The following is a 7,352-nucleotide window of genomic DNA, read 5'->3' on the forward strand; positions in this document are numbered from 1 at the left end:
CACCGACAGCACCAGCCCGAAGGTCAGCGCTTCGTGCGGCTGGATGCGACCGGCCGGGACCGGGCGGCTGGCGGTCCTGGTCATCACGGCATCGATGTCGGCATCGTACCACATGTTGAGCGCGCCGGAGGCGCCAGCACCTATCGCAATAGCCAGGATGGCGATCACCGCCAGCAGAGGGTTGATGGTCACGGGGGCGGCGACCAGGCCGACAAAGGCGGTGAACACCACCAGCGACATGACGCGCGGCTTCAGCAGCGCGAAGAAATCGCCCGCCGTCGCTTCCGACATGCGAAAGCCCGCTTCGTCAATCAATGGTCGTCGACAAGGGCCATGCGTACTTAAGTCCATCATCCGTTGGCCGAAACCGCCGGCGGACCGGCGGTTTCGTATTCGAGCGAACAGCCGCCTTACTTGATCTTCGGCAGCTGTTCCCACTGGTGGAAGGGCGGCGGCGAAGGCAGCTGCCATTCGAGCGTCGTTGCGCCCTCGCCCCATGGGTTGGCGCCGGCGATCCGCTTCTTCTGGAAGGCCTCGAACACGCCATAGAGGAAGATCAGGACGCCGACGGCCGAGATATACGAGCCGATGGACGACACATAGTTCCAGCCGGCAAACGCATCGGGGTAGTCGATGGTGCGGCGCGGCATGCCGGCGAGACCGAGGAAGTGCTGCGGGAAGAAGATCAGGTTCACGCCGACGAAGGTGACCCAGAAGTGGGTGTTGGCGATGACGGGCGAATACATGTAGCCGGTCATCTTCGGGAACCAGTAGTACCAGCCGGCGAAGATGGCGAACACCGCGCCCAGCGACAGCACGTAGTGGAAGTGGGCGATGACGAAATAGGTGTCATGCAGCGAGCGGTCGAGGCCGGCATTGGCCAGCTGGACGCCGGTGACGCCGCCGATGGTGAACAGGAAGATGAAGCCTAGCGCCCACAGCATCGGCGTCTTGAACGAGATCGACCCGCCCCACATCGTCGCGATCCAGGAGAAGATCTTCACGCCTGTCGGCACCGCGATGACCATGGTGGCGAAGACGAAATAGCGCTGCGTATCGAGCGACAGGCCGGTCGTGTACATGTGGTGCGCCCAGACGATGAAGCCGACGGCGCCGATCGCCACCATGGCGTAGGCCATGCCGAGATAACCGAACACCGGCTTCCTCGAGAAGGTCGAGATGACGTGGCTGATGATGCCGAAGCCCGGCAGGATCAGGATGTACACTTCAGGGTGACCGAAGAACCAGAACAGGTGCTGGAACAGGATCGGGTCGCCGCCGCCGTCGGGCGCAAAGAAGGTGGTGCCGAAATTGCGGTCGGTGAGCAGCATGGTGATGCCGCCGGCCAGAACCGGCAGCGACAGCAGGAGCAGGAAGGCGGTGATCAGCACCGACCAGGCAAACAGCGGCATCTTGTGCAGCGTCATGCCAGGCGCGCGCATGTTGAAGATGGTGGTGATGAAGTTGATGGCGCCGAGGATCGACGAGGCACCGGCAAGGTGGATCGACAGGATCGCCAGATCCATGGCCGGCCCGGGCTGGCCCGAAGTCGACAACGGCGGATAAAGCGTCCAGCCGCCACCGACACCATAGGCACCCGGTGCGCTCGGCATGAACATCGAGGTGAGCAGCAGGATGAAGGCCGGCGGCAGCAGCCAGAAGGAGATGTTGTTCATGCGCGGGAACGCCATGTCGGGCGCGCCGATCATGATCGGGACCATCCAGTTGGCAAAACCGCCGATCAGCGCCGGCATGACCATGAAGAAGATCATGATCAGGGCGTGCGCGGTGGCGAAGGCATTGTACATGCTCTTGCCGCCGTCGATCGCGGCGTCACCGTTCATGCCGTAGACCATCTGCGCCAGACCGCTGAAGATCTGGATGCCAGGCTCCTGCAGTTCCATGCGGATGGCGACCGACAAGGCGCCGCCGATGATGCCGGCCATGATCGCGAAGATCAGGTAGAGCGTGCCGATGTCCTTGTGGTTGGTCGAATAAACCCAGCGCACCCAGCCGTGATAAGGCTTGTGGTCGTGCCCGTCGTGAGCTGCAGCGTCTGCCATGTTCCGCTCCGTTCCCTAAATCTTGCTAACCCGCGGCATCAGTTGCCGGCGGCCGCTACCTTGTTCTGGCCGTCGACCTCGGCCATCAGCGTCTTGTTGGCGCCGGGCAGATCGGTCTTGGCTGCCGCCAGCCAGGTCTTGAACTGCGCATCAGAGACGACGCGGATGGCGATCGGCATGAAGGCATGGTCCTTGCCGCAGAGCTGCGAGCACTGGCCGTAAAAAATACCTTCCTTCTCCGCCTTGAACCAGGTCTCGTTGGTGCGACCCGGAACGGCGTCGATCTTGATGCCGAACGACGGCATGGCGAAGGAGTGGATCACGTCGGTCGCGGTGACGAGCACGCGGGTCATGGTGTTGACCGGCACGACCAGCTCGTTGTCGACGGCCAGCAGGCGCGGGTAGACCTTGCGGTCCTCCTTGCCGGCAGCGGCGCGTTCGGCGTCCTGGAGGATCGCGGAGTTGAAAGAGAGCGTGTTGTCGGTCTGGTACTCGTAGTCCCAGTTCCACTGGTTGCCGGTCGCCTTGACGGTCAGCTTTGCTTCTTCCGGCGGCGTGTATTGCGCGGTCAGCAGCTGGAACGAGGGGATAGCGATGAGGAGCAGGATGACGACAGGTCCGATCGTCCAGATCAACTCGATCCACGTGTTGTGGCTGGTCTTGGACGGAACCGGGTTGGCGCTCGCGCGGAATCTGATGATGCAATAGGCGAGAAGAATCAGCACCAGGATGGTGATCGGGACGATGAACCACATTGTGTAGTTCCCGAACCACTCGATCTGCCGCATCATGTCGGTCGCCGGCGCCTGGAAGGTTGTCTCCCAGTTCTTGGGCTGGTCGGCATGGGCGGATGCGCCGGCGAAAAACGTGATAGCGGCACAAGCACTTAGAAACTTGGCACTTGCTGGAACCTTGGCGTTTGCCAGGAAATTTCTCATCGCCCTCATCGTCTCCCAGTTCCTCGCTGTGGTACCCACGAGAATAACGAACAATGCCGGGACGGGAATCCCGACAGTTTCAAGCTGGTTCAAACCATACTCTTTTTCCCTCCGCAAGAAAGGAGCGGACGAAACCGTGCGGCATTTTTGCGCGCAAGCCCGGATGTGCCTTTGGAGGCAGCCGCGGCAGCCCCGAATCGCCTACATTGAACCCACAGCGGCATTCCCGCGGCGCGCACGTGCCGAACGTCGCAATTCGGGCGAAATTGGCAGGGAAAAGCGCCGTATTGGCTTTTTCGGGGCAGACCTGGTGCGGTCTCGTCCTTTACTTGGCTTTGGCGCGGCTTAAAGTGCCGTGATTCGCAATGGAGCCGTCATGAATTACTGGCTTTCGAGAAACTCTCGGTTTTCGAGAAACTGGGCGAAGGTCATCTTTTTCGCCGCCCTGTCTGGCATCGGCTTGTCCGCGATCGTGTCCGGCACGGCGAACGCCGCGCAACCGAGCGGTACCGTTCGCTCGACGCATGGCGCATGGTCGATCATCTGCGACACGCCGGCCGGTGCCACCTCGGAACAATGCGTGATGATGCAGAACGTCGTCGCCGAGGACCGTCCGGAGATGGGACTGTCGGTCGTCGTGCTGCGCACCGCCGACAACAAGGCGGAGATCCTGCGCGTTCTGGCGCCGCTCGGCGTGCTTTTGCCCAACGGGCTTGGCCTCAATGTCGACGGCAAGGACATCGGTCGCGCCTATTTCGTGCGCTGTTTCCAGGACGGCTGCTATGCCGAGGTTATCCTCGAAAAGCCGCTTCTCGACACGCTGAAGACCGGCACGTCGGCCACCTTCATTGTCTTCCAGACCCCGGAAGAAGGCATCGGCATCCCGGTCGACCTCAAGGGTTTTGCCGACGGCTTCGCCGCCCTCCCCTGAAAGCCCGGCGACATCACCGGCTTCATCAACCAGAAGTGACGTCGACGGTCTGCTGGCAAACCGCTTTTGTCTTCACAATGCGGCTGAGCGATTGTCTCGGCGCACCTTCGCGCCTACATCGTGGCAAAGACCCATTCCTCCTGTGAACGGACGCGCCATGAACAGCCTGATCGGCCAATTCGACATTTCAGACGATCGCATCAAGCAGATCGTCGCCGAAACCATCAACGGCGCCGATGACGGCGAGCTGTTCCTCGAATACAGCGAGAGCGAAGCGCTGATGTTCGACAATGGCCGGCTGAAGACCGCCAACTTCAACACCGACCAAGGGTTTGGCCTGCGCGCGGTTGCCGGCGAAGCCAGCGGCTATGCCCATTCCAGCGATCTCTCCGAAGCTTCGCTGCTGCGCGCGGCCGATGCCGTTTCGACCGTCAAGGGCGGCTATTCCGGCACGCTTGCCGCCGCACCCGCCCGCACCAACCGCCATCTCTATGGCGAAGAGAACCCGATCCCCTCGCCCTCCTTCGAGGCCAAGGCAAAGCTCCTGCAGGAAATCGACGCCTGGCTGCGCGCCGAGGACCCGCGCGTGCGGCAGGTTTCGGCATCGCTCGCCGCATCCTGGCAGCATGTCGAGATCGTGCGCGCCGACGGCCAAATGGTGCGCGACATCCGCCCGCTTGTCCGCGTCAACGTCTCCGTCGTTGTCGGCAATGGCGACCGCCAGGAGAGCGGCTCCTACGGCATGGGCGGCCGCAAGGCGTTTGGCGAATTCCTGGTCGAGGACAGCTGGAAGCACGCCGCCAAGGAGGCGCTCAGGCAAGCTCTGGTCAATCTTGAGGCGATACCGGCGCCGGCCGGCACTTTCGACATCGTCTTGTCCAGCGGCTGGCCGGGCGTCATGCTGCACGAGGCCGTCGGCCATGGGCTGGAAGGCGATTTCAACCGCAAGAAGACCTCGGCCTTCGCCGGACTGCTCGGCCAGCAGGTCGCCGCCAAGGGGGTGACCGTCGTCGACGACGGCACGATGCCCGAGCGGCGCGGCTCGCTGACAGTCGACGACGAAGGCACGCCTTCGGCCCGCAATGTGCTGATCGAGGACGGCAAGCTGGTCGGCTACATGCAGGATCGCCAGAACGCCCGGCTGATGGGCATGAAGGCAACCGGCAACGGCCGCCGCGAAGGCTACGCACACCAGCCGATGCCGCGCATGACCAACACCTATATGACGGCGGGCGACATGGAGCCGGACGAAATCATCGCCTCGGTCAAGAACGGCATCTATGCCGTCTCCTTCGGTGGCGGCCAGGTCGACATCACCTCGGGCAAATTCGTGTTCGGCTGCACCGAGGCCTACATGATCGAGAACGGCAAGGTGACGCAGCCGATCAAGGGCGCGATGCTGATAGGCAACGGTCCGGACGCCATGCATCGCGTCTCGATGATCGGCAACGACATGAAGCTCGACACCGGCATCGGCATGTGCGGCAAGGCCGGACAGGGCGTGCCGGTCGGCGTCGGCCAGCCGCATCTGCGCATGAACCAGATGACGGTGGGCGGCACGCGGGTCTGAGCGAACGGCCCCGATGGCCGGGCTTATGCCTTGCCGATAGACCGGCGCGAAGTCGTGTAGAGAATCAGGAAGGCGATGACGCCACCGATCGCATATTTGACCCAAGCACTCAGGTAGTCGACGGTCCCGTCGTGGCCGGAGACATACAGCGCAGCTGCGACAAACGTCATGGCTGCGATGCCAAGTGCATAGGACGGCAATAGCCCGGTTCGAGCGATCTTTCGCAAAATCCAGGCGACGAGCGCACCCGAGAGCGCCATCATGAGAGTTGCGCCGGCGCTTACGTTATGCGGCGCCTGACATCGCGCTGCGGACATTTGGCGGGCTCCCAACAGTAGAGGTCGCGGACAGCGCGGTGGTGTCGTCCGCACTCGACCTCGCAAAGAAGGGAATGGATTTCGCAGATGCTCTGCATCTGGGGAAATCAGCTCATTGCGCTGGCTTTGCAACCTTTGATCGTAATTTCCTCAAGGCTGCAAAGACGGCGGGATATGACAGCTTGCAGGAAGCATGACAAAGGTCCGTCGCTGGCGCCCTGATGGTCGAGTCAGACCGAATGCGCCCGCTGATGCTTGCGTTTTCCAGTTTGAATTCCCGGCTGCACCTTGAAGTGAACACAATCGGCATTAGGAAATTGTTAGGTGTTTAACTGCCTGGGCTGCCGTTTCCGCACGAACGCAGTGCCGGCCTTCTGGTTGCGGTGGTGTTGGCAATGCGGCATTTCCCCGGCGTCCTGACCTCCTCTTTCCTGCTTGGCTTCGTTTCGTTGATTGGCGCGACATGGTTGCAAGCCAGTCCGGCGGCGGCACAGTCGACATTGTTCAAGTCGCGATCGACGCAATCTGCCGCAATTGGTGGAAGCACCAGCGTCCCCTACGGTTGGGTCGATTTCTGCCATCGCCGGCCAAAGGAGTGCAAGGTGCCCGCTCTGCCGGCCGCGAATATCAAGCTGACCGCGCAGAACCTACGCATCCTCAAGCGGATAAATCACAAGGCGAACAGCGCCATCAAACCCGTCAGCAATTTCGATCACTGGGGTACGATGGCGGATCACTGGGACTATCCGGTAGACGGTAAGGGCGACTGCAAGATCTACGCGCTCTACAAGCGCAAGCTTCTTCTGGCAGCGGGATTCCCCCGGCAAGCGTTGCTGATGACCGTGGTGCGCGACCTGGACAATGAAGGCCACACCATTCTGACGGTGAAAACCGACAAGGGTGATCTTGTCCTGGACAATCTGGTCAATGAGATCAGGCCCTGGAATGCGACGGGCTATTACTTCGTGAAACGTCAGTCGCAGCAGAACCCAAACACCTGGGTGTCGATCAACCAACGCGGCGGCACGTCGAAACGACTGTCGCCAAGTTCGTAGGGCCGAAGCCTCCAGGCTATCGCCGCTTCTTCGGCTTCTCCAGCAGTGCCACCGCTTCGACTTGCGGCGACCACAGGAACTGGTCGATCGGCGTCACGCTCTTCAAGGCGTAGCCGCCGTCGATGAGGATGCGCAGGTCGCGAGCCAGCGTCACCGGATTGCAGGATACCGCGGCAACGTAGGGAACATCCGAGCGGGCGATCTGCTTCGACTGGTCCTCGGCGCCGGCGCGCGGCGGGTCGAACACCACACCGTCGAACGCATTCAACTCCTTGAACGTCAGCGGCCGGCGGAACAGGTCGCGGCGTTCGCCCGTCACCCGCTTCAAGCCGGTGGCGAAGCGCGATCCACGGTCGAGCGCTGAAAGCGCTGCCGCATCGCCTTCCACCGCATGGACTTCCGACTTCGCGGCCAGGCGCAGAGCAAAGCTACCGCAACCGGCGAAAAGATCCGCCACCTTCTTGGCACGCTTCAGATG

General features: G+C 62.0%; 8 protein-coding genes and 1 pseudogene. 4 read left to right on the forward strand and 5 right to left on the reverse strand.

The genetic code is table 11. The features are described from left to right. The 3 genes from EN994_RS11375 to coxB all read right to left on the reverse strand — a co-directional run. Positions 1-351: UbiA family prenyltransferase (locus EN994_RS11375; protein ID WP_164745873.1), on the reverse strand; the 351-nt coding region annotated here is incomplete at its 3' end. A gap of 59 nt (positions 352-410) precedes the next feature. Beyond that, the gene (gene ctaD / locus EN994_RS11380) at positions 411-2,063 is read right to left on the reverse strand and encodes a cytochrome c oxidase subunit I (protein ID WP_127307540.1); all 1,653 of its coding nucleotides are present in this window, start codon (positions 2,061-2,063) and stop codon (positions 411-413) included. Between the two features lie 38 nt (positions 2,064-2,101). After that, on the reverse strand, positions 2,102-3,118 hold the full coding sequence (gene coxB / locus EN994_RS11385) for a cytochrome c oxidase subunit II (RefSeq protein WP_032809847.1): 1,017 nt from the start codon (positions 3,116-3,118) through the stop codon (positions 2,102-2,104). Positions 3,119-3,377: 259 nt separating this feature from the next. Here coxB and EN994_RS11390 point away from each other — a divergent pair, with 259 nt between their 5' ends. Together EN994_RS11390 and tldD are read left to right on the forward strand one after the other, a co-directional pair. Beyond that, positions 3,378-3,932 (forward strand): invasion associated locus B family protein, encoded by a 555-nt coding sequence (locus EN994_RS11390; protein WP_013532781.1) that lies wholly within the window; start codon positions 3,378-3,380, stop codon positions 3,930-3,932. Between the two features lie 157 nt (positions 3,933-4,089). Further along, the gene (tldD, locus tag EN994_RS11395) at positions 4,090-5,502 is read left to right on the forward strand and encodes a metalloprotease TldD (protein WP_024503610.1); all 1,413 of its coding nucleotides are present in this window, start codon (positions 4,090-4,092) and stop codon (positions 5,500-5,502) included. A gap of 23 nt (positions 5,503-5,525) precedes the next feature. Here tldD and EN994_RS11400 read toward each other — a convergent pair whose 3' ends face one another. After that, the gene (locus tag EN994_RS11400; RefSeq protein WP_063167679.1) at positions 5,526-5,819 is read right to left on the reverse strand and encodes a hypothetical protein; all 294 of its coding nucleotides are present in this window, start codon (positions 5,817-5,819) and stop codon (positions 5,526-5,528) included. Positions 5,820-5,860: 41 nt separating this feature from the next. On the opposite strand from EN994_RS11400, the gene EN994_RS11405 reads away from it, so the two are divergent. Both EN994_RS11405 and EN994_RS11410 read left to right on the forward strand, forming a co-directional pair. Beyond that, complete coding sequence (locus tag EN994_RS11405; protein WP_244514273.1) at positions 5,861-6,016, forward strand: hypothetical protein; 156 nt, start codon at positions 5,861-5,863, stop codon at positions 6,014-6,016. A 198-nt stretch (positions 6,017-6,214) separates the two neighbouring features. Further along, positions 6,215-6,874 (forward strand): transglutaminase-like cysteine peptidase, encoded by a 660-nt coding sequence (locus EN994_RS11410; protein WP_063167678.1) that lies wholly within the window; start codon positions 6,215-6,217, stop codon positions 6,872-6,874. A 16-nt stretch (positions 6,875-6,890) separates the two neighbouring features. Here EN994_RS11410 and EN994_RS11415 read toward each other — a convergent pair. Next, a pseudogene (locus tag EN994_RS11415) lies at positions 6,891-7,352 on the reverse strand (class I SAM-dependent RNA methyltransferase); the annotation flags it as partial.

Origin of the sequence: Mesorhizobium sp. M7A.F.Ca.CA.002.09.1.1 (assembly GCF_003998555.1) — a bacterium.
In the GTDB taxonomy this organism is placed as follows: Bacteria; Pseudomonadota; Alphaproteobacteria; order Rhizobiales; family Rhizobiaceae; genus Mesorhizobium; species Mesorhizobium ciceri.